21 protein-coding genes and 2 tRNA genes are annotated in these 24,144 nt (G+C 70.3%); 18 read left to right on the forward strand and 5 right to left on the reverse strand.

Translation table 11 applies throughout. The annotated features are described in order from the left end of the window. Window positions 1–187: 187 nt before the first annotated feature. The 7 genes from ABZ876_RS25570 (at window position 188) to ABZ876_RS25600 (ending at window position 8,891) form a co-directional block, all read left to right on the forward strand. Window positions 188–2,287 (forward strand): hypothetical protein, encoded by a 2,100-nt coding sequence (locus ABZ876_RS25570; protein WP_361785570.1) that lies wholly within the window; start codon window positions 188–190, stop codon window positions 2,285–2,287. Between the two features lie 217 nt (window positions 2,288–2,504). Continuing rightward, window positions 2,505–3,701: a glycosyltransferase gene (locus ABZ876_RS25575; RefSeq protein ID WP_361785573.1), complete on the forward strand. Its 1,197-nt coding sequence runs from the start codon at window positions 2,505–2,507 to the stop codon at window positions 3,699–3,701. Between the two features lie 198 nt (window positions 3,702–3,899). Further along, complete coding sequence (proB, locus tag ABZ876_RS25580; protein ID WP_361785576.1) at window positions 3,900–5,006, forward strand: glutamate 5-kinase; 1,107 nt, start codon at window positions 3,900–3,902, stop codon at window positions 5,004–5,006. A 131-nt stretch (window positions 5,007–5,137) separates the two neighbouring features. Beyond that, on the forward strand, window positions 5,138–5,623 hold the full coding sequence (locus ABZ876_RS25585; protein ID WP_361785579.1) for a hypothetical protein: 486 nt from the start codon (window positions 5,138–5,140) through the stop codon (window positions 5,621–5,623). Between the two features lie 60 nt (window positions 5,624–5,683). Then, entirely contained in the window at window positions 5,684–6,970 is a 1,287-nt protein-coding gene (locus ABZ876_RS25590) for a glutamate-5-semialdehyde dehydrogenase (RefSeq protein ID WP_361785582.1), read from the forward strand. 93 nt (window positions 6,971–7,063) lie between these two features. Then, window positions 7,064–7,702: a hypothetical protein gene (locus tag ABZ876_RS25595; RefSeq protein WP_361785585.1), complete on the forward strand. Its 639-nt coding sequence runs from the start codon at window positions 7,064–7,066 to the stop codon at window positions 7,700–7,702. A gap of 121 nt (window positions 7,703–7,823) precedes the next feature. After that, entirely contained in the window at window positions 7,824–8,891 is a 1,068-nt protein-coding gene (locus ABZ876_RS25600) for a hypothetical protein (protein WP_361785588.1), read from the forward strand. A gap of 5 nt (window positions 8,892–8,896) precedes the next feature. On the opposite strand, the gene ABZ876_RS25605 is transcribed toward ABZ876_RS25600, so the two are convergent. Beyond that, complete coding sequence (locus ABZ876_RS25605; RefSeq protein WP_361785591.1) at window positions 8,897–10,084, reverse strand: M48 family metallopeptidase; 1,188 nt, start codon at window positions 10,082–10,084, stop codon at window positions 8,897–8,899. A 110-nt stretch (window positions 10,085–10,194) separates the two neighbouring features. Between ABZ876_RS25605 and ABZ876_RS25610 the strand changes: the two genes are divergently transcribed. From ABZ876_RS25610 to ABZ876_RS25640, 7 genes are all read left to right on the forward strand, one after another. Further along, window positions 10,195–10,347, forward strand: a complete 153-nt coding sequence (locus tag ABZ876_RS25610) for a hypothetical protein (RefSeq protein WP_361785594.1) — start codon at window positions 10,195–10,197, stop codon at window positions 10,345–10,347. Between the two features lie 148 nt (window positions 10,348–10,495). Continuing rightward, complete coding sequence (locus ABZ876_RS25615; protein WP_311699005.1) at window positions 10,496–10,651, forward strand: hypothetical protein; 156 nt, start codon at window positions 10,496–10,498, stop codon at window positions 10,649–10,651. A gap of 82 nt (window positions 10,652–10,733) precedes the next feature. Next, entirely contained in the window at window positions 10,734–11,396 is a 663-nt protein-coding gene (gene nadD, locus ABZ876_RS25620; protein WP_361785598.1) for a nicotinate-nucleotide adenylyltransferase, read from the forward strand. A gap of 16 nt (window positions 11,397–11,412) precedes the next feature. Next, a complete protein-coding gene (locus ABZ876_RS25625) occupies window positions 11,413–13,191 on the forward strand; it encodes a LytR C-terminal domain-containing protein (RefSeq protein ID WP_361785601.1) in 1,779 nt (592 codons plus the stop codon). A 108-nt stretch (window positions 13,192–13,299) separates the two neighbouring features. Continuing rightward, window positions 13,300–13,758, forward strand: coding sequence for a ribosome silencing factor (gene rsfS, locus ABZ876_RS25630; RefSeq protein WP_361785604.1), 459 nt, complete (start codon window positions 13,300–13,302; stop codon window positions 13,756–13,758). Then, entirely contained in the window at window positions 13,755–14,423 is a 669-nt protein-coding gene (locus ABZ876_RS25635; RefSeq protein WP_361785607.1) for a histidine phosphatase family protein, read from the forward strand. The genes rsfS and ABZ876_RS25635 overlap by 4 nt, the downstream gene beginning before the upstream one ends. A gap of 119 nt (window positions 14,424–14,542) precedes the next feature. Further along, window positions 14,543–14,615: transfer RNA gene (locus ABZ876_RS25640), tRNA-Ala, on the forward strand. Between the two features lie 104 nt (window positions 14,616–14,719). Here the strand turns inward: ABZ876_RS25640 and ABZ876_RS25645 are convergent. After that, window positions 14,720–15,619, reverse strand: coding sequence for a beta-propeller fold lactonase family protein (locus ABZ876_RS25645; protein ID WP_361785609.1), 900 nt, complete (start codon window positions 15,617–15,619; stop codon window positions 14,720–14,722). Between the two features lie 327 nt (window positions 15,620–15,946). Continuing rightward, a complete protein-coding gene (locus tag ABZ876_RS25650) occupies window positions 15,947–16,324 on the reverse strand; it encodes a hypothetical protein (RefSeq protein WP_361785612.1) in 378 nt (125 codons plus the stop codon). Window positions 16,325–16,903: 579 nt separating this feature from the next. Between ABZ876_RS25650 and ABZ876_RS25655 the strand changes: the two genes are divergently transcribed. The 3 genes from ABZ876_RS25655 (at window position 16,904) to ABZ876_RS25665 (ending at window position 17,547) form a co-directional block, all read left to right on the forward strand. Next, window positions 16,904–17,077, forward strand: coding sequence for a hypothetical protein (locus ABZ876_RS25655; protein WP_361785615.1), 174 nt, complete (start codon window positions 16,904–16,906; stop codon window positions 17,075–17,077). Window positions 17,078–17,080: 3 nt separating this feature from the next. After that, window positions 17,081–17,314: a hypothetical protein gene (locus tag ABZ876_RS25660; RefSeq protein WP_016643127.1), complete on the forward strand. Its 234-nt coding sequence runs from the start codon at window positions 17,081–17,083 to the stop codon at window positions 17,312–17,314. Between the two features lie 160 nt (window positions 17,315–17,474). Further along, window positions 17,475–17,547, forward strand: a tRNA-Ala gene (locus tag ABZ876_RS25665). Window positions 17,548–17,697: 150 nt separating this feature from the next. On the opposite strand, the gene ABZ876_RS25670 is transcribed toward ABZ876_RS25665, so the two are convergent. Then, entirely contained in the window at window positions 17,698–19,314 is a 1,617-nt protein-coding gene (locus ABZ876_RS25670) for an NADH-ubiquinone oxidoreductase-F iron-sulfur binding region domain-containing protein (protein WP_361785618.1), read from the reverse strand. Further along, window positions 19,315–20,640 (reverse strand): cytochrome b/b6 domain-containing protein, encoded by a 1,326-nt coding sequence (locus ABZ876_RS25675; RefSeq protein ID WP_361785621.1) that lies wholly within the window; start codon window positions 20,638–20,640, stop codon window positions 19,315–19,317. It lies immediately after the preceding gene. A 492-nt stretch (window positions 20,641–21,132) separates the two neighbouring features. Here ABZ876_RS25675 and leuS point away from each other — a divergent pair, with 492 nt between their 5' ends. After that, window positions 21,133–24,015 (forward strand): leucine--tRNA ligase, encoded by a 2,883-nt coding sequence (gene leuS / locus ABZ876_RS25680; protein WP_361785624.1) that lies wholly within the window; start codon window positions 21,133–21,135, stop codon window positions 24,013–24,015. Window positions 24,016–24,144: the final 129 nt, after the last annotated feature.

The raw sequence follows: 24,144 nt of genomic DNA on the forward strand, positions 1-24,144 counted from the left end.
CCGGAATTCAGGCCTCTGTGATCGCGCGACGAATGCGCGGGCACAGGGGCCTGACCCGTAAAACTGCGGATCGTTCACAAGAACCGCCCTGTTCCGTTCCGAGTCTCTTTCCGTTTCTTTTCCGCCGCTTTTCTAAGCGATTTACCGTACTTACACCGGCACTCCCCCTCCAAGAGCAGGTTCCTCCGTGATTTCCACCGCTATACGCGTTGCCCGGGTGGGCAGCGCGGCCGAGCTGGCCGCGGCGGCCCTCATGATGCTGGGCTACCCCGCGCTCATGCTGGCCGCGCTCCTTCCGAGCGTCGGTGCCTTCGCGGCCGCGGCCGCAGTGACGTACCTGGCGGACCACTATCTGCACCGGCGCGGCAGCTATCTGGTCAGCCGACTCAGCAAGGTGCGGGCCGGCCTGTCCATCCGGTTCCTGATCCGCCAGCTGCTGCTGGTCCTGCTCCTGGCCCGGGCCCCGCTCGCGGACCTGGTCTTCTATGTGGCGATCGCGTGCTTCCTGGCCTTCTACGCCTTCCAGGCCCCGCACGGCGCGCTCGTGACGCTGATCCGCAACCGCCGCCGGATGCCGGTCGCCACCCGCAACGTCGACCTGGGCTCGCGGATCCGCATCACGGACGCCCCGCCGAAGCGTCTGCTGCACCGCGCCGCGGAGAAGATGCTCCACCTCGACCTCGTGGCGGTCGCCGGTCTGCTCGTCACGGCGGCCACGGGCGAGTCGGTCTACGGCTTCGCGGGCGCCGCGGCCACCCTGGCGCTGGCCTTCCTCTACGTCGCCGTACTCATCCCCTACGCCCGCGGCAAGCAGTCCCCGCCGAAGCCGGAGACGGTGCTCGCGGCCGTGGACGGCTGGCTGCGCGAGTACCGGCCCGAGACGGTGCTGTACTTCTCCGGGTCCAAGGACTCCGCGTACCAGGTGAACATGTGGCTGGAGACGATGGAGCAGCTTCAGACCCGTCCGCTGATCCTCCTCCGTGAGCGCGTCATCCTCCAGAACCTCGCGCCCACCACGGTTCCCGTCATCTGCGTGCCCGGAGGGGTGCACCTGATGAACCTGGACCTGTCCACGGTGCGGGTCGCGCTGTACGCGGCGAACGTGGGCAAGAACATCCACATGCTGCGCGTGCCCACCATGAAGCACGTCTTCATCGGCCACGGCGACAGCGACAAGCTCGCCAGCGTCAACCCGTTCAGCAAGGTGTACGACGAGGTGTGGACCGCGGGCCGCGCGGGCCGCGACCGCTACGCCATCGCCGACGTGGGTGTCCGCGACGACGACATCGTCGAGGTCGGCCGCCCGCAGCTCGCCCCCATCCAGCCCGCGGGGGGCGTGCCCGGGGACCGCATGCCGACGATCCTCTACGCCCCCACCTGGGAGGGCTGGGACGACAACCCGGGTAACACCTCGATCCTGCTGGCCGGCGAGAACATCGTGCGCACCCTGGTCCAGGCCGACCCCCCGGTCCGCGTCCTGTACAAGCCGCACCCGTTCACCGGCACCCGCAGCGCCAAGGCGGCCGCCGCCCACCAGCGGATCACCGCCCTGATCGAGAAGGCCGCCGTCGAGCGCGCCGCCGACTCGCGCTTCCGGCCGGATGCCGGGGCCCAGGCGCAGGCCAAGGCCGAGCTGCTCCGCATCGAGGCCCGTCTCGCCGAGCTGGCCGGGCCCGCCGGGGACAAGGGCGACGAGGCCGAGGCGACCCGTGAAGGCGTGGTCGACGTCGCGAGGCACGAGGAGATCGCCCGGCTGCGCGCCGAGTGGAACGACGCCTACTGGAGCTCCTTCCCCGGCTGGGAGCACCGCGTCATCACGGGCGCCGAGCCGCGCCTGTACGACTGCTTCAATGTCTCCGAGGCGATGGTGTCGGACATCTCCAGCGTGGTCTCCGACTTCATCGCCAGCGGCAAGCCGTACGCCGTCACCGACTCCGCGGAGCTGGGCGCCGAGGAGTTCAAGCTTCAGAACACCGCCGTGCGGGCGGCCGTGATCCTGTCGAACTCGGCGCGCGAGCTGCCCGAGCTGCTGGCCGCCGTGCGCGCCCCGGAGTCCGACCCGCTGGCAGCCGAGCGCCAGGAACTCAAGCGGTATCTGCTCGGACCGGACGAGCCCACGTCCATGGAGCAGTTCAACACCGCGGTACGCCATCTGGCGCAGAAGTCCGAGGCCCGCAACCGCGGCCAGGAGGCCGGCGCCCGGGCCGGCGTCGCCCACCCCGTGAACGGAGTGCCCGGCCAGCGCACCGCACCGGCCGACCAGGCGAACGGCTCGGTCACGGGCTGACCGCGGCGGGCAAGCCGCCGGGCCCGGTGGCCGAGGGGTTCCTCGGCCACCGGGCCCTTTCCTGTCTCTTACCGAAGCCGCATACGGTGTTTGCAGTCTGTTCACCATGTGACCTCCGCCACAAAACGCGAGGCGGAGGCAACCCCCGCACCCCGCGGCCTGTCCTCTGGCCAAGCGATTGATGCGATGCGGGGATATTCCGTGCCAAGGGGGAAGCGTGACCGTTGCGCAGCCTGATGTGAGTGTGATCATCGGGGCGTACGAGGCGATGCCGTACCTGGTCGAATGTCTGCGGTCCGTCGAGGCCCAGACCCTCGACCCGTCGCGCATCGAAGTGATCGCGGTCGACGACGGTTCGACGGACGGTACGGGTGACTACCTGGACGAGTTCGCCGAGCGTGCCCCCATGACGGTCACCGTCGTCCATCAGGAGAACTCGGGCGGCCCCAGCGCCCCCCGCAACGCCGGCCTCGCCAAGGCGCGCGGGCGGTACGTCTTCTTCCTCGACGCGGACGACCGGCTCGGCACCGAGGCGCTGGAACGCATGGTCGCCATGGCCGACGAGCACAAGACGGATGTCGTCCTCGGCAAGGTCGTCGGTGTCAACCGCAACGCCCCCAAGTCGATGTGGGGCAAGACCCTGACCCGGACCGACGTCTTCTCCTCGCAGATCAAGTTCACGCTGAGCGCGCAGAAGCTCTTCCGTCACGAGCTGCTCACCCGCCACGGCATGCGGTTCGACGAGTCGCTCAAGACCGGCGAGGACGCGCTGTTCACGATGGAGGCGTACCTCCGCGCGGACGGCATCTCCGTGATCTCCGACTACACCTGCTACTACCTGGTCGGCCGCGACGACGGAAAGCACGTCACCAAGAGCGGCAGCTACACTCTGCGCTTCGACTCCGCCCGCGCCCTCATGCGGCTGATCGCCGAGCAGGTGCCGGCCGGGCCGCGCCGCGACTCCCTGATGCTCCGTCCCTTCCTGATCACCCTGCTCCCGCAGTTCGGCCCGGTCTTCCTGACGGACAGCGAGGAGGTCCGCGCCCACAAGCTCGAGCTGGCCAAGCCGCTGATGGACGCGCACTGGCACGAGGGCATCGCCCGGCGGCTGAAGGTCAACGAGCGGCTGCGCTTCCACCTGGTGGCGCAGGGCCGTGCCGATCTGCTCGCCGACGTCCTGCGGTTCCTCAAGGCGAACAAGGCCCCGACCGCCCATCTGGATCCGCGGGCCGGCAAGGCCTATCTGGCCTACCCGCACTTCCGCGACCGTACGGCGGGCCTCCCGGACGACTGGTTCGTGCCGACGACCCGCGAGACGGTCACGATCGAGGCGTTCAAGCCGGTGGCGTCGGCCCACTTCCCGCGTCTGCGCAAGGCCGCCCGCAAGGTGCTCAAGCTCCGCCGCGCGGCCTGAGCACCGGCCGCCGACTCCCGGTGGCTGCCGGAGTCGGCCCTCCCGGACCGTGTGTGTTGCGTGAGCACCCGGTCACTCCCCGACGGTCCGCGGACTGGACCGGTGCGCGCCGCCCGGCCCCCTTCGCGTAGATTGCGGGGCGGGGCAGCCGCATCGACGCGAGGGGCAGAAGGCAAGGTGGCAGGGGCAAGGCAGGCCGTGAGCGAGGCCCACAGGATCGTCGTCAAGGTGGGTTCGTCCTCGCTGACCACGGCCGCGGGCGGGCTCGACGCCGACCGCGTCGACGCCCTCGTGGACGTCCTCGCCAAGCACCGCAGCGGGGGAGAGAAGGAGATCGTCCTCGTCTCCTCCGGCGCCATCGCCGCCGGTCTCGCCCCGCTCGGGCTGCGCCGCCGTCCCCGGGACCTGGCCCGGCAGCAGGCCGCCGCCAGCGTCGGCCAGGGCCTGCTGGTGGCCCGCTACACGGCGTCCTGCGCCCGCCACGGCATCCGCGTCGGCCAGGTGCTGCTCACCTCCGACGACACCAGCCGCCGAGCCCACCACCGCAACGCCTCCCGCACCCTCGACAAACTCCTGGCGATGGGCGCGCTGCCGGTCGTCAACGAGAACGACACGGTCGCCACGGACGAGATCCGCTTCGGCGACAACGACCGGCTCGCCGCGCTCGTCGCCCACCTCGTCCACGCCGACCTGCTGGTCCTGCTGTCGGACGTGGACGGCGTCTACGACGGGGACCCGAGCAAGCCCGGCACCTCGCGCATAGCGGAGGTGCGGGGGCCGGGAGACCTCGCACACGTGGAGATCGGCAGAGCCGGCAAGGCGGGCGTCGGCACCGGCGGCATGGTCACCAAGGTCGAGGCGGCCCGTATCGCGGCGGCGGCCGGCATCCCCGTGGTGCTCACCTCCGCCGTGCACGCCGCCGACGCCCTCGCGGGCCGTGACACCGGTACGTACTTCCACCCCACCGGCAAACGCTCCGCCGACCGGCTGCTGTGGCTCCAGCACGCCTCCACCCCGCAGGGCGCACTCACGCTCGACGACGGGGCAGTCCGTGCGGTCGTCGAACGCCGCAAGTCGCTGCTGCCCGCCGGCATCGCGGCGGTCGAGGGCGAGTTCTCCGCCGGCGACCCCGTGGAACTGCGCGACAGCCAGGGCCGGGCGGTCGCGCGCGGGCTCGTGAACTTCGACGCCAAGGAGCTCCCCCGGCTGCTCGGCCGCTCGACCAGGGAACTGGCACGCGAACTGGGCTCCGCCTACGAACGCGAGGTCGTCCACCGGGACGACCTGGTCGTCCTGCACCCGTAACGGCCGGAAAGGCCCGCCCAGAGGGCGCGTCCGGTGGGGGACGTTCCGTAAAACCGCCCCGCGGACCCGTCCGGCCTGCTCAACTTTGTCTCGGGTACCGATACCGCACGAGCACTGCAAAGGAGGCCGCCGTGAGACGAGTGCGCCCTGGGGCCGCGACGCCCCGCGGCCGTGGCACCTCCGGCGCCGCTCGCGGCGGCAGCCCCCGTGCGGCGGGCGAGGAGCGCGGACTGACCAGTGTCGCGGCCGGTGACGCCTACGAGGGGCCCGGCGACGTCCCCCGCCTGTGGCACGTCACGCTCAGCGTCTCCGGCGACGAGGCACCTCTGACGGAGGTGCGGCGCGCCCTCGAACAGCTCGCGCACGACCATCCCTTCCTGCTGACCAGCCGCTACGCCCGCGACCACGCGGAGATCCGCTACTGGGAGGAGGCCCGCGACCTGCACGACGCCGCCGCGGTCGCGCTGCGCCTGTGGGGCGAGCACCGCCGGACCGCGGGACTCCCGCCCTGGGAGATCGTCGGCCTGGAGGTCATCGACCGCGACACCTATCACCAGCGGGTCGCCGAGGGGGGCGGGCCGCCGCGGGCGACACCTGTCGGAGTTCACCCGTTTTGAACCGTCTCGGGGTGTGGGACGTACGCCGGCCCCTCGCGCCCGGCGCACTACCCTTCCTCCATGACCACGCTCTCGCCGTACGACTCCATGTCCCCGGTCGCCCAGGCCGCCTACCGCGCCCAGGCCGCCGCCGCCGACCTCGCGCCGCTGCCCCGGGCCGAGAAGGACGACGCGCTGCTCGCCATCGCGGACGCGCTGGAGGTCCGCACGAGTGAGATCGTCGAGGCCAACGCCAAGGACATCGCCAAGGCCCGCGAGGCCGGCACCAGCGAGGCGATCATCGACCGGCTCACCCTCACACCCGAGCGGATCCGCGCCATCGCCTCCGACGTACGGGACGTCGTCGCCCTGCCCGACCCGGTCGGCGAGGTCGTCCGCGGTTCCACCCTCCCCAACGGCATCGACCTGCGCCAGGTCCGGGTCCCGCTCGGCGTCGTCGGCATCATCTACGAGGCCCGGCCGAACGTGACGGTCGACGCCGCCGCCCTGTGCCTGAAGTCCGGAAACGCGGTGCTGCTGCGCGGCTCGTCCTCCGCGTACGAGTCGAACACCGCCCTCGTACGGGTCCTGCGCGACGCGGTGGGCGGCTCCGGGCTGCCGGCCGACGCCGTCCAGCTGGTGCCCGGTGAGAGCCGCGAGTCGGTGCGCGAGCTGATGCGTGCCCGGGGCCTGGTCGACGTGCTCATCCCGCGCGGCGGGGCCTCCCTGATCCGCACGGTGGTGGAGGAGTCCACGGTCCCGGTGATCGAGACCGGCACCGGCAACTGCCACGTCTACGTCGACGCCCAGGCCGACATCGACATGGCGATCGACATCCTGATCAACTCCAAGGCGCAGCGCGTGAGCGTCTGCAACGCCGCCGAGACGCTCCTGGTCCACCAGGACATCGCCCCCGAGTTCCTGCCGCGCGCCCTGGACGCGCTCGCGGACGCCGGGGTCACGGTCCACGCCGACGAGCGGGTGACGGCCTACGCCAAGGACTCCCGGGCCACGGTGGTGGAGGCCACGCCGGAGGACTGGGACACCGAGTACCTCTCGTACGACATCGCCGCCGCGGTCGTGGACTCCCTGGACAAGGCCGTGCAGCACATCCGGCTGTGGAGCTCCGGGCACACCGAGGCGATCGTCACCACCTCGCAGCAGGCCGCCCGCCGATTCACCCGACTGGTCGACTCGACCACGGTCGCCGTGAACGCCTCGACACGGTTCACCGACGGAGGGCAGTTCGGCTTCGGCGCGGAGATCGGGATCTCCACGCAGAAGCTGCACGCCAGGGGTCCCATGGGCCTGCCCGAGCTGACCAGCACGAAGTACATCGTCACCGGCGACGGGCACGTACGGCGCTGAGCGGGCGCTCGGGGGCGGCCGTCCGTCGCCCCCGGCAACCATCTGTGAAACCCGTCTCGCCAGGCGGATGAATTTCCTTACCGTCTGCCCAAATTGACCCCCCAGGTCTACTCTGGAGCCGTGCCGGAGGACGTGGGGGGCACGCCGTTCGCTGACGGCCGGGAGCCCGACGACGACCGCGACCGCGGAGGCAGGGACGAAGAGTTCGCCTCCGTGGTCTTCGACGAGGCCTTCGTACAGGCGGCCGTGGTCCACGAGCCGACTGCCGTGGAGAGACTCCTCGCCGCGGCCCAGGCCCGCGCGGAGGCCCAGGAGGCCGAGGCCCGCCGGGCGCACCGCCGCCGCGCACGCGGGGACGACGATCTCTACGAGGGCGGCTTCGGCCCCGACGGGGACGGCGCGTTCGGCCACCACCGGGATCCGGACGACCTGGATGACATGGACGTCCTGGAGGGCCACTACGGCACCTCGGGCGCCTGGAACAGGCCCTATCGCAGGGGTGCCCGCTGGCACCGCCCGGTCGCCTGGATGCTTGCCCTCGTGATGGGCATAGGCATGGTCGCGCTGGCCTTCACCGCGGTCTACCGGGGCGGGTCCTCGGGCCGCCAGGAAATCCCGCCGCCCGCCACCACGGGGCTGGAGCAGGGCCAGGAGGCCGGCGCCGGCACGGCCCCCTCGGTCTCGGCGGACTCCTCGCCTCCAGTGTTCTCGGCCGTGCCGCGGACACCCTGAGCCCCCTCTCGACGAGGTCCCGGGTCCTTTCGGCATCCGTTCGACAACTTGGTGAGAACCTGTCAGAAGTTGTCGTGTACCAGGGCGTTTACCCGGGCTCGGCGAGACCTACTCTGAAAGTATGGGCGGGCCTGGAGACCCACCTGAGGGGACGCCCGAGGGTGCTCCCGGTGGTGGCGAGGACGAGTACCGATCCGTCGTGTTCGACGAGTCGTTCGTCCGGGCTGCCCGCCTCCAGGAGTACTCCGCACGGGAGCGGATGGCCGACCACGCCCCGGCCGTACGCCGCCGCCCCGCCCTGCACCGCGGATTGTCCCGCCAGGCGCTGATCCTGGTCCTGCTGATAGCGCTGGCCTTCGGCACCGCCATCTACATGGGCGTACGCCACCCCTACGAGACCCCCAAGGCCCAGCTCGTCGAGCCGGTGCGCATGACGGTGATACCGCTCGCCCCCCAGTCCGCCGTACCCGGCTCCACGGACCCCGAGGCCCTGTACGCGCACAGCCCCGCCGCGCAGTTCCGCATCGGTGCCCTCGGCTTCACCATTCCCGCCGCCCGGCGCACCGCCCACTTCTCCGAGAGCCAGATCGTCGCCGCCGTCACCATCGCGAAGGACTACCTCGTCGCCTCCTCGCTCGACCCGGGAGTCCTCACCGGCGACGCCGTGCGCGCGGTACGTCTCCTGGTCGCACCGCAGCAGCTCGATCAGTTCGACCAGAGCTTCTACCGCCCGACCGCGGACGGGCGGCACTCGCCCACCGGCTGGCTGATCCGCTTCGACCCGTCACAGGTGCAGCTGGCCGACCGGCAGATCCGTGTCGAGGGCACCCTTCAGGCGGTGGAGTCCACCTCCGGCGCGCTGGAGGTCACCGCCGACCACACCCTGGTCTATGCGCTGAAGCCGGCCGGCGCCGACGCGAGGGCGAAGGCCTCGCTCTTCACCGTGCGGCGCGAGCTGACCTTCCGCTTCGACCGCGACGACCTGCGGATGCACCAGGCCGAGCTGGTCGCCTCCTATGTCCAGGCGGGTCCGCTGTCCTGCGCCGACGACACCTCCGACCACCTCCGACCGCTGCTCGCGGGGCAGACCGCCAAGGCGGGCGGACCGGCCGGTACGGATCCGTACGCGTCGGACAGCGCCACGGCCCTGTGCGGCACCCTGTCGTCGAGCGCGGAACCGAAGGTCTGACGGTCTCAGCCGTTGTTCTCCGGGGCTTCGTCGTCCGGGCGGCCTTCGTCCGGGCGGGCGCCGCCGGGACCGTCGTCGCCCGGACGGGGGCTGCCGGGGTGGCCGTCGCCGTGGTCGCGCGGCGTGTCCTTGGAGGCACCGCTCGTGAAGCCCGCGAAGCCGCGCCGCACCCGGCCCCCGAGGTCGCCGGCACCGTCCGCTATGTCGCTGACCAGCTTCATCAGCGGGTCCTTGGACTGCTTCACATCGTTCGCGTAGTGGGCCGCCGACTGCCGGAAGGAGTCCGACACCGAGGTGTCCTTGTCCTCGTTGCGCCGCGCGTAGTGACCGTCCATGATCCGCCGGTGGTCGCGGGAGCCGGCCCACTTCCTCAGCTCGGCCGCGCGGACCGCGGCGAAGGGATGCGTACGCGGCAGGACGTTCAGGATCTTCAGCACGGAGTCGCGCAGATCGCCCCCGGCCTCGTACTCCTCGGCCTGCTCCAGGAACGCGTCCACGTTCATCTCGTGCAGATGGTTGCCGCCGGCGATCTTCATCAGTCCGCGCATCGAGGCCTGGAGGTCCTGCCCGACCAGAAGACCTGCCCGGTCGGCCGACAGCTCCGACTTGCGGAACCACTCCCGCAGCGCGGTCACGATCGCCATGATCGCGAGGTTGCCCAGCGGGATCCACGCGACCCGCACCGCGAGGTTGGTCAGGAACAGCAGGATGGTCCGGTAGACGGCGTGGCCGGACAGCGCGTGCCCGACCTCGTGGCCGACGACCGCCCGCATCTCCTCCTCGTCGAGAAGCTCCACGAGCCCGGTGGTCACGACGACGATCGGCTCGTCCAGCCCGATGCACATCGCGTTCGGCTGCGGGTCCTGCGTCACGTACATCGGCGGGACCTTCTCCACGTCCAGGATGTAACACGCGTCCCGCAGCATGTCGTTGAGGTGGGTGAACTGCGCGTCCGAGACCCGCACCGAGTCGGAGAGGAACAGCAGCCGCAGGCTCCGCTCGGGCAGCAGACCGCTGAGCGCCTTGAAGACCGTGTCGAAGCCGCTGAGCTTGCGCAGGGCCACCAGGGCCGAACGGTCCGCCGGGTGTTCGTACGCCCGCGAGGAGATCCCCGGAAAGCGCCTGCGCCGCCTGCTCGGCACGCTGCCGTGCCCGTGGTCGAACGCGTTCTGCTCAAGACCGTCGTCGGACATGTGGTCCCCCATGTGTCTGATGGCTCACCGCGTGATGGAGTGCCCCCGAAGCGGGGTCCAGCCTAGGCGGAGATACCGTGGCAGGGCAGCACACCGTAAGGAGCGATCCCATGGAGCACATTTCCGCCACGTGGCTCACGGAGGCCGCGCTGGCCGCCGACCGACAGGGCCCGGGCAATCTGCTCCGTGTCGTGCTGGTCGTCATGGTCGTCGGCTGCGCCCTGGCCGCCTGGTTCCTGCTGCGCGGCTACAAGCGCAAGTGACCGGCGGGGGACGGCCGGCTCCCGGCCCGCCACGCCCCCCGGCAGCGGGAGGGCGCAAACGGCGGAGTCGGCGTGATCGGCGCGACGGCACCCGCATACGATGAGCCGACGTCTTTATCCCGCCCACACCGGATAGGTACTGCCGAAGATGAGCTTCCACAGCACCGCTGCCCAGTTGGCCACGCTCGCCGAGGGCGAGACCGAGCGCCATGCGAGCATCAGCCCCTTCATGACGGGCGGCGGCGCCCTCGTCATCCTCCTTCTGCTGCTGTGGATCACCACCCGCTTCAACCGCGACCGCTGAGCCCGGCACCGGGCCCGGCCCCGGCCGCCCGCGAGGGGCTGTCGGCCGGTGTCCCCCGACCGGGCCGGTAGGGTCTGCACGCATGGGAGAGCAGCACATGCCCACCGGTCCGGCGCAGGGCACGCGTACCGGCCCCGGGAACGGGCCGTCGAACCCGGGCAAACGCCGCCTCGGCGTCATGGGCGGGACATTCGACCCGATCCACCACGGGCACCTCGTCGCGGCCAGTGAGGTCGCCGCGCAGTTCCACCTCGACGAGGTGGTGTTCGTGCCCACCGGCCAGCCGTGGCAGAAGACGAACCGCAAGGTCTCCGCGGCCGAGGACCGCTACCTGATGACGGTCATCGCGACCGCCGAGAACCCGCAGTTCTCGGTCAGCCGCATCGACATCGACCGCGGCGGCCCCACCTACACCACGGACACCCTGCGCGATCTCAAGGCCCTGAACCCGGACACCGACCTCTTCTTCATCACCGGCGCCGACGCGCTGAGCCAGATCCTCACCTGGCGCTACACGGACGAGTTGTTCTCCCTCGCCCACTTCATCGGTGTCACCCGCCCCGGCCACACACTGACCGACCCCGGCCTTCCCGAGGGCGGCGTCTCGCTGGTCGAGGTTCCTGCGCTGGCCATCTCGTCCACAGACTGCCGTGCGAGAGTCGCCAAGGGCGAACCCGTCTGGTATCTGGTGCCGGACGGTGTGGTGCGGTACATCGACAAGCGGCAGCTGTACCGCGGCGAGTGAGCCGAGAGGGGCACCGGTGAACGACCGATACGACGGATACGCGGGCGGCGACAGCGACTCGTACGAACTCGTCGGCTACGACGAGTTCGGGCAGCCTGTGTACCGGCAGGTGCCGGCGCAGCGCACCCCGCAGGGCTACGACCCCTACGGCGCGCAACAGCACCAGCAGCCCCAGGGCTATGGCTACGACCCCTACGGAAGCGGCCAACAGCAGCAGCCCGTGCCGCCGTATCACACCGGTCAGCACCAGCCCGTGTCCTCTCACGACACCGGTACCCAGCCCCCCGCCGCCCCGTACGACCCCTACGCCCCGTACGGCACCACGACGGCCGGCGGCTACGACCCGTACGGCCGGACCTCAACCTCCGGACACCCGCCGCGCGTTGCCGAACAGACCGCCTACATCCCCCAGCAGGCGAGGCCGGCCGACGGCGGCACCGGCCACGCCGGCGCCCCGTCCGGTGCCGCCGACGCCGACAAGGCGGGACGGACCGGGACCGCCCCGCAGGGGCCGCACGGCGACCGCGACTACCACACCGAGCAGTTCGCCTTCGTCGAGGAGCCCGACGGCGACTCCGAAGACGTCATCGACTGGCTGAAGTTCACCGAGAACCGCACCGAGCGCCGCGAGGAGGCCAAGCGCCGCGCCCGCAGCCGGATCGTCGCCCTCGCCGTCGTCCTCGCCCTGGCGGCCGTCGGCGGCGTCGGCTACCTCTGGTACGCGGGCAAGCTGCCCGGCACCTCCTCCGGCGGCAAGTCCGCCACGACCCCGGCCACGGCCGCCCAGAGCCGCGACGTGCTCGTCGTCCACCTGCACAACACCAAGGGCGGCGGCACCTCCACCGCCCTGCTCGTCGACAACACCACCCTCAAGCAGGGCGCCACCGTCCTGCTGCCCAACTCCCTCGCGCTGACCTCCGACGACGGCACCACGACCACCCTCGCCAAGTCGGTCTCCGACGACGGCTCCTCCGGCACCAGCGACGCCATCGACTCCGTCCTCGGCACCAGGATCGAGGGCTCCTGGCGTCTCGACACGCCCTACCTCAACAATCTCGTCGAACTCGTCGGCAACATCGAGGTCACCACCGACACCGACGTCCCCGACCCCGCCGCCAAGAAGAAGGGCGGCACCCCCCTCGTCCACAAGGGGCAGGACCAGACCCTCAGCGGCAAGATGGCCGTCGCCTACGCCACCTACCGCGCCCCCGGCGAGTCCCAGGACGCCCAGCTGGAGCGGTTCGGCCAGGTGATGCAGGGCGTGCTGCGCAAGATGTCCTCGGACCCGCAGGCCGCGACGACCACCGTGCAGACGCTCGCCCAGATCCTCGACCCTCCCCTGAACGACAAGGACCTCGGCAGCTTCCTCGCCAAACTCGCCGACCGTGCCAAGGAGGGCGCCTACAAGACCGCGCTGATGCCGGTCCAGTCCGACGGCACCGTCGGCGAGAAGGCCACCGACACCGTGGTCAGGACCCTGCTCGGCGGCACCGTGAAGAGCCCCCAGGCAGGCGACGCCGTGCGGGTCGGCATCCAGAACGCCACCGGCTCCAAGGCCGCCGCGGAACAGGCCCGCGTCGTCCTCGTCAACGGCGGCTACACCTTTATCGACGCCGGCAGCGCGGCCGCCCAGGCGCTGTCCCGGATCACCTACGCCGACGACGGTGACAAGGAGAACGCGATCGAGGTCGCCAAGACCCTGGGCCTGCCCGCCGGCGCCGTGCAGAAGGGCAAGGTCACCTCGAACGCCAACGTCTCCGTCCTGCTGGGCCAGAACTACAGGGCGACCTCGTGACACGGGCCACACACCGCGCGCGAGGAGTGCCCCGTTAATCACATGGGGTGCCGTCGGCGGTCCGTGAGACCCTTGAGGTATCACCGACCGCCGACCGAAAGCCTTGTAGTGACCGCCACGGACCGCTCTCTCAAGCTCATCAACACCGCCGCCCAGGCGGCCGCCGACAAGCTCGCGCACGACATCATCGCCTACGACGTCAGCGACGTGCTGTCGATCACGGACGCCTTCCTGCTGGCCTCCGCACCCAACGACCGCCAGGTCAAGTCGATCGTCGACGAGATCGAGGAGCGGCTGCTCAAGGAACTCGGCGCCAAGCCGGTCCGCCGCGAGGGCGACCGCGAGGCCCGCTGGGTCCTGCTGGACTACGTCGACATCGTCGTGCACGTCCAGCACAGCGAGGAGCGCGTCTTCTACGCCCTGGAGCGGCTGTGGAAGGACTGCCCCGAGCTGGAGCTGCCCGCCGACGCCAAGGCCACCCGCGGCAAGGCCGAGGAGCACGCCCGGCTCCAGGCCGCCGGGGACGCCGCAGAGCTGAACGCCGAGCTGGGCGGGGAGCTGCGGTGACCGCCCCGGGCGCCGAGGCCGGGGGAAAGGGCCGGGGCCGCCGCATCATCCTGTGGCGCCACGGCCAGACGTCGTGGAACGTGGAGCGCCGCTTCCAGGGCTCCACGGACGTCGATCTGACCGAGACCGGCGTGGGCCAGGCCCGCCGTTCCGCCCGCCTGCTCGCCTCCCTGAAGCCGGACGCCATCGTCGCCTCCGATCTCAAACGAGCCGCCCGCACGGCCGCCGAGCTGGCCGCCCTCACCGGGCTGGAGGTCGTCCTGGACGAGGCCCTGCGGGAGACGTACGCGGGCGTCTGGCAGGGGCTGACCCACGAGGAGATCATCTCCCGGTACGGAGAGGAGTACGCCGCCTGGAAGCGCGGCGAGCCCGTCCGCCGCGGCGGCGGCGAACTGGAGACCGAGGTCGCCGACCGCGCCGCCCCCGTGGTGCTGCGACATGCCGAGAAGCTCCCCGAGGACGGCACCCTCGTGGTCGTCAGCCACGGCGGCACGATCCGTACGACCATCGGCCGTCTGCTCGGCCTGGAGGCCCGCCACTGGGAGAGCCTCGGCGGTCTCTCGAACTGCTGCTGGTCGGTCCTCGGCGAAGGCGCGCGCGGCTGGCGCCTCCTGGAACACAACGCGGGCACCCTGCCGGAACCGGTCCTCGGCGACGACGACTGACACCTCCTCACGAGGTGCCGGACCCGGATTTCACTTTCTGGCAGGTCGCAGGCTAAAGTTCTTCTTGTTCGCCCCGCCGAGCGGGGCGAAAAACCATGCGGCTCCGCCGCGTGGCGCAAGGGGCTATAGCTCAGTTGGTAGAGCGCCTGCATGGCATGCAGGAGGTCAGGAGTTCAATTCTCCTTAGCTCCACGGGTCGACACTCTCGGGTGTCACCGATCGATACAGAAGATCCCGTCCCTCGAGGGGCGGGATTTTTTCATGCCGGAGTGCCTTGCCGCCTTGGGCAGTTGACGTCAGCCAACCGCGCAAGGCGTCCGCCCGGGTCTCCAGGCGCTCCTCCCCGCAAGGCAAGGGCCTTTCCCGGCGAAGGCCACCCCACTCGGTCCGGTGCCGATGTTGGTGGTGATGGTGGACGAGACGGCGTCGGTGGTGGTGTTGGTCACCGACACGCTGTTCGCGCCGTTGTTCACGACATAGGCCTTGGCGCCGTTGGGAGCCACGGCCACCCCTCGGGGGTTGGCGCCCACGCTGATGGTGGTGCTGACCGCGTTGGTGGCGGTATTGGTCACCGATACGCCCTTCGACGTGTTGTTCGTGACGTAGGCCTTGGCGCCATTGGGGGTCACGGCCACCGTGGAGGGGTTGCTGCCGACGGTGACGGTGCTGCTGACCGTGTCGGTCGCGGTGTCGATCACCGACACGCTGTTGCCGCTGAGGTTGGCGACGTAGGCCCTGGTCCCGTCGGGAGTCACGGCCACCCCGACGGGGGTCGTGCCGACGGTGATGGTGCCGGTGACGCTGTCCGTCGCGGTGTTGATCACCGAGACATTGCCGTCATCGGAATTGACCACATAGGCTTTCGCGCCGTCGGGGGTGACGGCCACCCCTCGGGGGCCGTTGCCGACGGCGATGTTGGCGCTGACCGTGTTGTCGGCGGTGTTGATCACCGACACGTTGTTGGAGCCGTTGTTGCTGACATAGGCCTTGGTGCCGTTGGGAGCCACGGCCACCCCTCGGGGGTTGGCGCCCACGCTGATGGTTGTGCCACCGACAGTGTCGTTCGTGGTGTTGATCACCGAAACGGTGCCGTCGGTGGAATTGGCCACGTAGAGAAAGTCCGAGGGATCGGCGACTGCGGAAGGTGCGGCGACCACGGGCAGGGTCAGCGAGACCAGCGCCACCAGACCCACCACGGACCGCCGTCTGAACCATCCGGCAGGCCGTCTGCCAGGCTGCCTTTCGGAGCGGCCACCCACTTCCGGCCGACAAGCCAGATATCCGAGCACGGAGACCTCCGCGTCTGAGATGAAGACGCCCGGCGTGCGCCAAGACGCCAAGATCACCTGCGATGACTCGAAGATCGATTCAGGGGCATTGTCACTACGCCGGCGTGATATCCGAAAGTGAAATCGCGCGTGTCGCATTCTTATTGCATGTGCAATCGATTCCCGCTTTTTTGGCGGTCCGGAAATAAATTTCCCATTTTCCGGAAGTCCGGAACATGGGCGCGCCCGCGGGGATCAAGCTACTGAATGCGTCACCACGCCCCGATAGAAACCGGCCACTGCGGCTGTGGGCACGTGGACTTTCAAGGTGGGGTTCCAGGCGACGGAGTTGCTGCCGGAGCCGTCGGGATGGCTGAATGCCGTACGGAAGGTGGCGAGAGTCCCGGGGTCACCCGGAGTGAACGGCCCGCTGGACTGGTCGATGGCCGCTCCGGGGCGGTACACCACGTGGCCTCCCGAGATCCTCCCGTGCGGGCCTCGTGAACCGGCCCTGAAGTCCTGGCTCAGAGTGACGGTGGCGATCCAGTCGGCATCCCGTGCGGCACGCTCGTCGGTGACGCGCACCTCGCCGAGGCGGCCGGCCGTCGTGGTTCCCGGACGTGCGTCGGACAACAGGGCCGCACGGGGGGGCGGACACGTACAGGCCTCCCGGCGCGATCACCTCGAACCTCACCCGGGTGTCCGTGCTGTCCGCGGCGTCCCGCGCGCCGGCCGGTGCGGCGCCGAGCGCGGTGATCGTCCCGGCCGTGAGGAGGGCGCCCACCGCCAGGGGCACTGCACTTCTGCCGCTTGTCACGGGTGCACGATATATAGCTATAGCGAACTATTCGCACTTTATGTCACCGAATAGAGTAATCCGTGCCGTGGCGGCAGTCCCTCGGCCCGCGCGGTTCACGGCGGCTTCGCCGGCCTGCCGACTCATCGCGGATCCGGGGAAGTTGATGCTGCGCCACCCGGGCATCGGACTCGTGGTCTGCGGCACACTGTTCTTCGACCCGCTTGAGTCACTTGGGGCCCCCACGGCGTATACCTCTTCGGACGCGCTCCCCCTGTGCATGTACGCGCTGGCCTCGACGGCCATGCCGGGGGCCCGTGTCCGGACTGGTACGAAGGCGTCGCTGACCGTATTGGTCCGGCCGTGGCAGAATCAAACGGCCGGAAGGGGGCGCGGCCCGACGGGAGGGAGTAGCGATGCCTTGGAGCATCCGCCGGGAGGTCCACGATGTCCTCGCAGTGGCGGTGACACGTCGGAATGGCATCCTCCTCGACTGCCCTTCCTGCGGCTCGTCCCACGTCGCCCAGGTCCTCGGCGACAACGGCGGCATCTCCTACGTGTGCACGGCCTGCGGCCACAGCTGGAGCTGATCGATGGGTGCACACAGGCGAAAGTGCGACTGGTGTGGCAGCGGCACACCGATCGTCCGGGACATGGAACCGGTCAACCCGGACTACCAGTACTGGTGCGAGGAATGCGCGCGGGCGCTGATCATAAAAGGCGACCCGATCGAGACCTACCGGGAGCTGGAGGGCGAGCCGATCTACGGCCGCCTCCTCGACGAGCACTGCACGCTCAAGCGCTTCTACTCGTTCGCCACGGCCTGACCCTGGGCCTCGGTACAAGCGCGGAGGTGGCCCGGGGGCGGCCGTCCGCGTGCCGGGGGAAACGATTTGGTGTTTCACCCGGTGGACCGTGTAATGTTGGCGTCGCCGCCGGGGAAACCGGGCGACACGGTCAGCATGCGGCTCTGCCGCGTGGCCGCAAGGGGCTATAGCTCAGTTGGTAGAGCGCCTGCATGGCATGCAGGAGGTCAGGAGTTCAATTCTCCTTAGCTCCACAGGACTTGAAGGCGGTCCATCCGATCGGATGGACCGCCTTCGTCGTACGGGCCCTGCAAGGCCTGGGGACTCACACAAGCGCCGACGGCGGGCCGCCCCGAGGGGGGTGGCCCGCCGTCGATGTCTCGGTCGGTGGCCGAGCCGACGCCTCAGCGGCCGAGGGCCCGGCGCCCGCGGCCCTGCGACAGCACCGGGAGGTTGCTGCGGGACGGCGCGGAGGATCGGGTGTCCTCCTCGATCCGCAGCGCCAGCGCGGGACAGCGGCGCACGGCCCGTAGAGCCTTCGCCTCCGCATACAGCGGCACCGCGGCCTGCGCGACCGTCGGGAAGCCGTCGGCGCCCAGTTCGAACACCTCCGGAAGGATGTCCGCACACAGTCCGTGACCGCGGCACAGCGTCCAGTCGACGTAGATCTTCTGCCGGCTGGCGCCCGCCTCGGGCTCGGCCTGGCCGCCGCCCGGGATCCCCGTGGGGGCCCGACCGCCCTCGAAGAGCGGCAGCACGCCCTCCACGGGTCTGCCACAGCCGTTGCCGAGGACATGCGCCGCCAGGTCGTCCGTGAAGGCCTTGATGGTCGATTCCAGGAACATCGCCGAGCCGTCCGGGTGTGAGCAGGCTCCACGCCTTTTCACGGCCTTGGCGACCTGCTTGAGGGCCTCCAGGGCGGCCGGACCGCCGCCGTTGAGGATGTCCTCCATGCCGCGTGCCGCGGCGGGCAGTCCGAGGTAGCAGGGACCGCACTGGCCCGCGCTCTCCTCGGCCAGCCACTTGGCCACCTGCAGGGACTCACCGAGCGGGCAGGTCTCCTGGCTGATGGGCAGGATCGCGCCGGCACCGAGCGAGCCGCCGACGGCGTCCAGGGAGTTGCGCGAGACGATCGCCTCGTTGACCGTCTGCGCGTCGATCCACTTGCCGTGGTAGCCACCGGTCAGCACGCCCTGTGGGACCGGCGGGGCGCCCGCCAGCTGGAGCACGTACCGCAGCGGCACACCCGTCGGGACCTCGATCACCATGGGGCGGTTGACGGCGCCGGAGACGGTGAGCATGACGGTGCCGGGCTCGTCGTACAGACCCGTGTTGCCGTAGCGCTCGGCGCCGATGCGGGCGGCGATCGCCAGCTGGGCGAACGTCTCGGCGTTCGACAGCAGCGTGGGCGCGCCGCCCACACCGCTCTGCGAGGCGCTGGTCTTGCGTCCGGGCGGGATGGCCGGCCCACCGTCGATGGAACGGATCAGCGAGGCGGCGGCGCCGGTGACCATGCGCACCGGGTTGCGCTGCACACGCGCGCGTATGGGCGCGCCACGCCGGTCGCTCAGACCGCGCTCGGCCAGCGCCTGCTCCATCGAGCGCTCCGTGGAGGCCCGGGTCACGCCCACCACGAGCTGGCGTGCGCCGAGGGCTTCGGCGACCAGCAGGGCACCGTCCAGGATGAGGTGCGGGGCACGGTTGATCAGCACCGTGTCCTTGCGGCAGGCCGGCTCGTCCTCGCTTCCGTTGACGACCACCACGGGCCGGACGCCACGGCGGATCGCCGATTCGGCGACCGACCGCAGCTTCTTGTGGAAGGGGAAGCCGGCGCCGCCGCGCCCCTTCAGGGAGATCTGCTCGGCCAGCTGTGCGAGCTGCTCGCCGCCCATGGGCTCGAGGGGGCCGTGCACCTTGAGGTGCATCGGCAGGTCGAGTCTCTCGACAAGGTCGAAGCCCGACGTGAGCTGCGGAAGCCCGACCACGCGGACCTCTGGGACGTCGGGCAGGGCCTCGTTCACTTAAAAGCCTCCGGAAGGCGCGTTCCAGGGTTCGCCGGTTCCCGGCGTCTCGTAGGCGCCAGGAAGCGTTTCCGTCGCGGGACCGCTGTTGTACGTGTTGTTCGAGTTGTACGTGCCGTAGGCGGCGTTCGTCTCACCTGTGTCGTACATGTCACTCGCGCCGTACGCGTTGTATCCCGAATTGCCGTAGGCCGGGGCGGTGTAGCCGTTGACCGGGGCGGTGTAGCCGGTGTCCTGGAACGGGTCGTACGCCGAGGGGGGCGCCTCGCCCACGGGCGGCGGCGAGGGGATCGGCCAGCTGCCGGAGGTGCTGCCGGCGCCGTCGACCCGGGGCATCGCCTCGGTGGCCTGCATGTCCAGGGGCAGGTCCATGCGCCGGGTCGCGTCGGGTGTCATCGGGCCCTGCGCGCGCGTGGTGCCCGACACGGCCCGGTAGGCGGCCGCGAAGCCGTTGCCCGGCTCGGGGGTCATGGTGCGGGCCCCAGGGGCCTCATAGCGGGGCGAGGAGGGCTGCGGAGGGATCAGGCCCGCATCGGTGCCACCGCGGCCCGCAGAGCGCGCTCCGAAGCCCGCCAGGGCGGCCGCGGCCTCCGCGTTACGGGCGCGGCTGGCCTCCAGCTCGTCACGCCCCGGCCGGTCGCCGGTCCCGATGACCGCGAAGACGCGGTCGGCCACCTTGCGCTTGAACGGGCGCGGGGCCGCGCGCAGTCCCAGCGCCACCATGACCCCGAGCAGGCACAGCTCGTACGACACCATGAAGAACGGCTTCGCCGCGCGTCCCGCGAACAGGCCGTGGATCAGCGCCGCGCACCAGGACGGGTAGGCCAGCATGTGCATCGCCCGCCAGCGCGCGGCGACCGGTGCCGGGGAGGCGAAGTTGCTCCGCAGGGCGCCGGTGACGCCCACGAAGATCATGAGGAGTCCCGCCAGGGAGCCCAGGCCGATGAGTCCGGCCGAGCCGCTGACGCCCAGGCTGAAGGGGATCAGCGCGGCGATCAGCACGGTGTGGCCGAGTGCCAGCTTGACCGTGATGTGCACCAGGAGGAACGCGATCGAGGCCACCGCGGTCGTCCGGTGCACGGCCTGCGCCACGATCCGCTGGCGGATGTTGAGGAAGATCCGGTCCTGGGCGACGAGCCCCCAGATCACCGAGCAGCTGAGGGAGACGAGCGAGAGGACACCCGCTCCGAAGTTGAGGAAGTCCCGGACTGCGTTTCCGCCGGCGAGCACGATGACGGGTATGAGCAGCAGTACCACAGCCGACGCCACGCCGTAGGCCGAGCGGCCCGGCTTGGGGAGCGAGCTGTTACTACGTGGAGGGTTCATGGGGGCAACTCCGAACAGTTTCGGGAAGGCGGTCCCGCTGCCGCACTCTAAAGGGGCTCCAAACCGAGCGGTACGAGGTTTGAGTTATTGGGTTGTTATCTGAGGGCAACGGGGCGGTCGTGATGTCCGATTAGCTGTTGTTACGCGAAGTAACATTGAACGTTGTTCAGCTTTTCTGGACCTTCACAACTCGACCGTCGGTAAGTGAGTACGGTTTCGCACCGCGTTGGGTTCAGTCGCCTTCGCGCCCGGGTGTGCCGCTTCGCCGCCGGGGGCGCCGTCCGAAGTCCGTCGCGACACGCTCGGACGCTGGGGTACCCTGACGCCATGCGTGCCGTACGCCTTCTGCTTAGCGGGCCGCGCTGATCAGTCCCGACCGCCGGTGCACCGGACGGTCGGCATCGGCGCGGCGTCCCCTCCTGTGCGAGGGGATTTTTCGTTTCTTGGATGTCGCAGCCGCCGGCAGAGACGATCGATGGAGCTTTGAGGATCATGAGCGAGACGAACCCCGCTGCCACCGCCGCCGCGTCGGCGGAGGCAGCGCCGCACCGCTACACGGCCGCCATGGCGGCCGACATCGAGGCACGCTGGCAGGACTTCTGGGACGCGGATGGCACCTACGAGGCGCCGAACCCCGAGGGTGACCTGGCCGGCGACCCCGAGCTGGTGGCGCGGCCCAAGAAGTACATCATGGACATGTTCCCGTACCCGTCCGGCGCGGGCCTGCACGTCGGCCACCCCCTGGGGTACATCGCCACCGACGTCTTCGCCCGGTTCCAGCGCATGACCGGCCACAACGTCCTGCACACCCTGGGCTTCGACGCCTTCGGCCTGCCCGCCGAGCAGTACGCCGTGCAGACCGGCACGCACCCGCGCGTGTCCACCGAGGCCAACATCGAGAACATGAAGGCGCAGCTGCGCCGGCTGGGTCTGGGGCACGACAAGCGCCGGTCGTTCGCCACGATCGACCCGGACTACTACAAGTGGACCCAGTGGATCTTCCTGCAGATCTTCAACTCCTGGTACGACGAGGAGGCCCGCAAGGCCCGCCCGATCTCCGCGCTGATCGCCCAGTTCGAGTCGGGTGAGCGCGCGGTCCCGGGCACCACGCGGGCGTGGAACGAGCTGAGCGCCGCCGAGCGCGCCGACATCCTGAGCGAGTACCGCCTGGCCTACGCCTCCGACTCGCCCGTCAACTGGTGCCCCGGCCTGGGCACCGTCCTGGCGAACGAGGAGGTCACCGCCGACGGCCGCTCCGAGCGCGGCAACTTCCCCGTCTTCAAGGCCAACCTGCGCCAGTGGAACATGCGCATCACGGCCTACGCCGACCGGCTGCTGGAGGACCTGGACGGGCTGGACTGGCCCGAGGCCATCAAGCTCCAGCAGCGCAACTGGATCGGCCGCTCCGAGGGCGCCCGCGTCGACTTCCCGATCGACGGCGAAGCCGTCACGATCTTCACCACGCGCCAGGACACCCTGTTCGGCGCCACCTACATGGTGCTGGCGCCGGAGCACCCGCTGGTCGAGAAGTTCACCCCCGAGGCGTGGCCCGAGGGCACGCACGAGGTGTGGACCGGCGGCCACGCCACGCCCGCCGAGGCCGTCGCCGCCTACCGTGCCCAGGCCGCCTCGAAGTCCGATGTCGAGCGGCAGGCCGAGGCCAAGGACAAGACCGGCGTCTTCACGGGCGCGTACGCCACCAACCCGGTCAGCGGCGAGAAGATCCCCGTCTTCATCGCCGACTATGTGCTGATGGGCTACGGCACCGGCGCGATCATGGCCGTCCCGGCGCACGACAGCCGCGACTTCGCCTTCGCGCGCGCCTTCGAGCTGCCGATGCGCTGTGTCGTCGAACCCACTGACGGCCGCGGCACCGACCCCGCGACCTGGGACGACGCCTTCGTCGCGTACGAGGCGAAGATCGTGAACTCCTCCGGTGAGAGCGTGTCCCTGGACGGCCTGAACGTCGCCGACGCCAAGGCGCGCATCACCGAATGGCTGGAGCGCAAGGGCATCGGCCAGGGCACCGTCAACTTCCGCCTGCGCGACTGGCTGTTCAGCCGCCAGCGCTACTGGGGCGAGCCCTTCCCGATCGTCTACGACGAGGACGGCGTCGCCCATGCGCTGCCCGAGTCGATGCTGCCGCTGGAGCTGCCCGAGGTCGAGGACTACTCGCCGCGCACCTTCGACCCGGACGACGCGGACACCCGGCCCGAGACCCCGCTGTCGCGCAACGAGGAGTGGGTCAACGTCACCCTGGACCTGGGCGACGGGCCGAAGAAGTACCGCCGCGAGACCAACACCATGCCCAACTGGGCCGGTTCCTGCTGGTACGAACTGCGCTACCTGGACCCGCACAACAGCGAGAAGCTGGTCGACCCGGAGACCGAGCGCTACTGGATGGGCCCGCGCGAGGGCATGCCGCACGGCGGCGTCGACCTGTACGTCGGCGGCGCCGAGCACGCCGTGCTGCACCTGCTGTACGCGCGCTTCTGGTCCAAGGTCCTGTTCGACCTGGGCCACATCTCGTCGCCCGAGCCGTTCCACAAGCTGTTCAACCAGGGCATGATCCAGGCCTACGTCTACCGCGACAGCCGCGGCATCGCGGTGCCGGCGGCCGAGGTGGAGGAGCGCGACGGGGCGTACTACTACCAGGGCGAGAAGGTCTCCCGTCTGCTGGGCAAGATGGGCAAGTCCCTGAAGAACGCCGTCACGCCGGACGAGATCTGCGCCGAGTACGGTGCCGACACGCTGCGCCTGTACGAGATGGCGATGGGCCCGCTGGACGTGTCTCGGCCGTGGGACACGCGCGCCGTCGTGGGCCAGTTCCGGCTGCTCCAGCGACTGTGGCGCAACATCGTCGACGAGGCCACCGGCGAGGTCACCGTCGCCGGCGCCGAGCCCGACGAGGACACCCTGCGCGCCCTGCACAAGGCGATCGACGGCGTGCGCCAGGATCTGGATTGCCTGCGGTTCAACACGGCCATCGCCAAGATCACCGAGCTGAACAACCACCTGACGAAGGCGGGCGGCCCGGTGCCGCGTCCGGTCGCCGAGACCCTGGTGCTGCTGATCGCGCCGCTGGCCCCGCACATCGCCGAGGAGCTGTGGAGCAGGCTGGGCCACACCGACTCGGTCGTCCACCGGGACTTCCCGGTCGCCGACCCGGCGTACGTCGTGGACGAGACCGTGACCTGCGTGGTCCAGGTCAAGGGCAAGGTCAAGGCGCGCCTGGAGGTTTCCCCCTCGATCGTGGAGGAGGAGCTGGAGAAGGCGGCGCTGGCCGACGAGAAGGTGGTCGCCGCGCTGGGTGGTGCCGCGATCCGCAAGGTGATCGTGCGCGCGCCGAAGCTGGTGAACATCGTCACGGCGTAGCGCCTGGGCGGCTGTGTCGCCGAGGTCGGGGTAGTCCCCTACGGGCAGGTTCGGGGTTCCGACGGAACCCTGGGCCTGCCCGCTGCGTTTACCGTGGAAGAACGGTGCAGCCACCGTCATGGCCGGCCG

The organism is Streptomyces sp. NPDC046931 (assembly GCF_040644655.1).
In the GTDB taxonomy this organism is placed as follows: domain Bacteria; phylum Actinomycetota; class Actinomycetes; order Streptomycetales; family Streptomycetaceae; genus Streptomyces.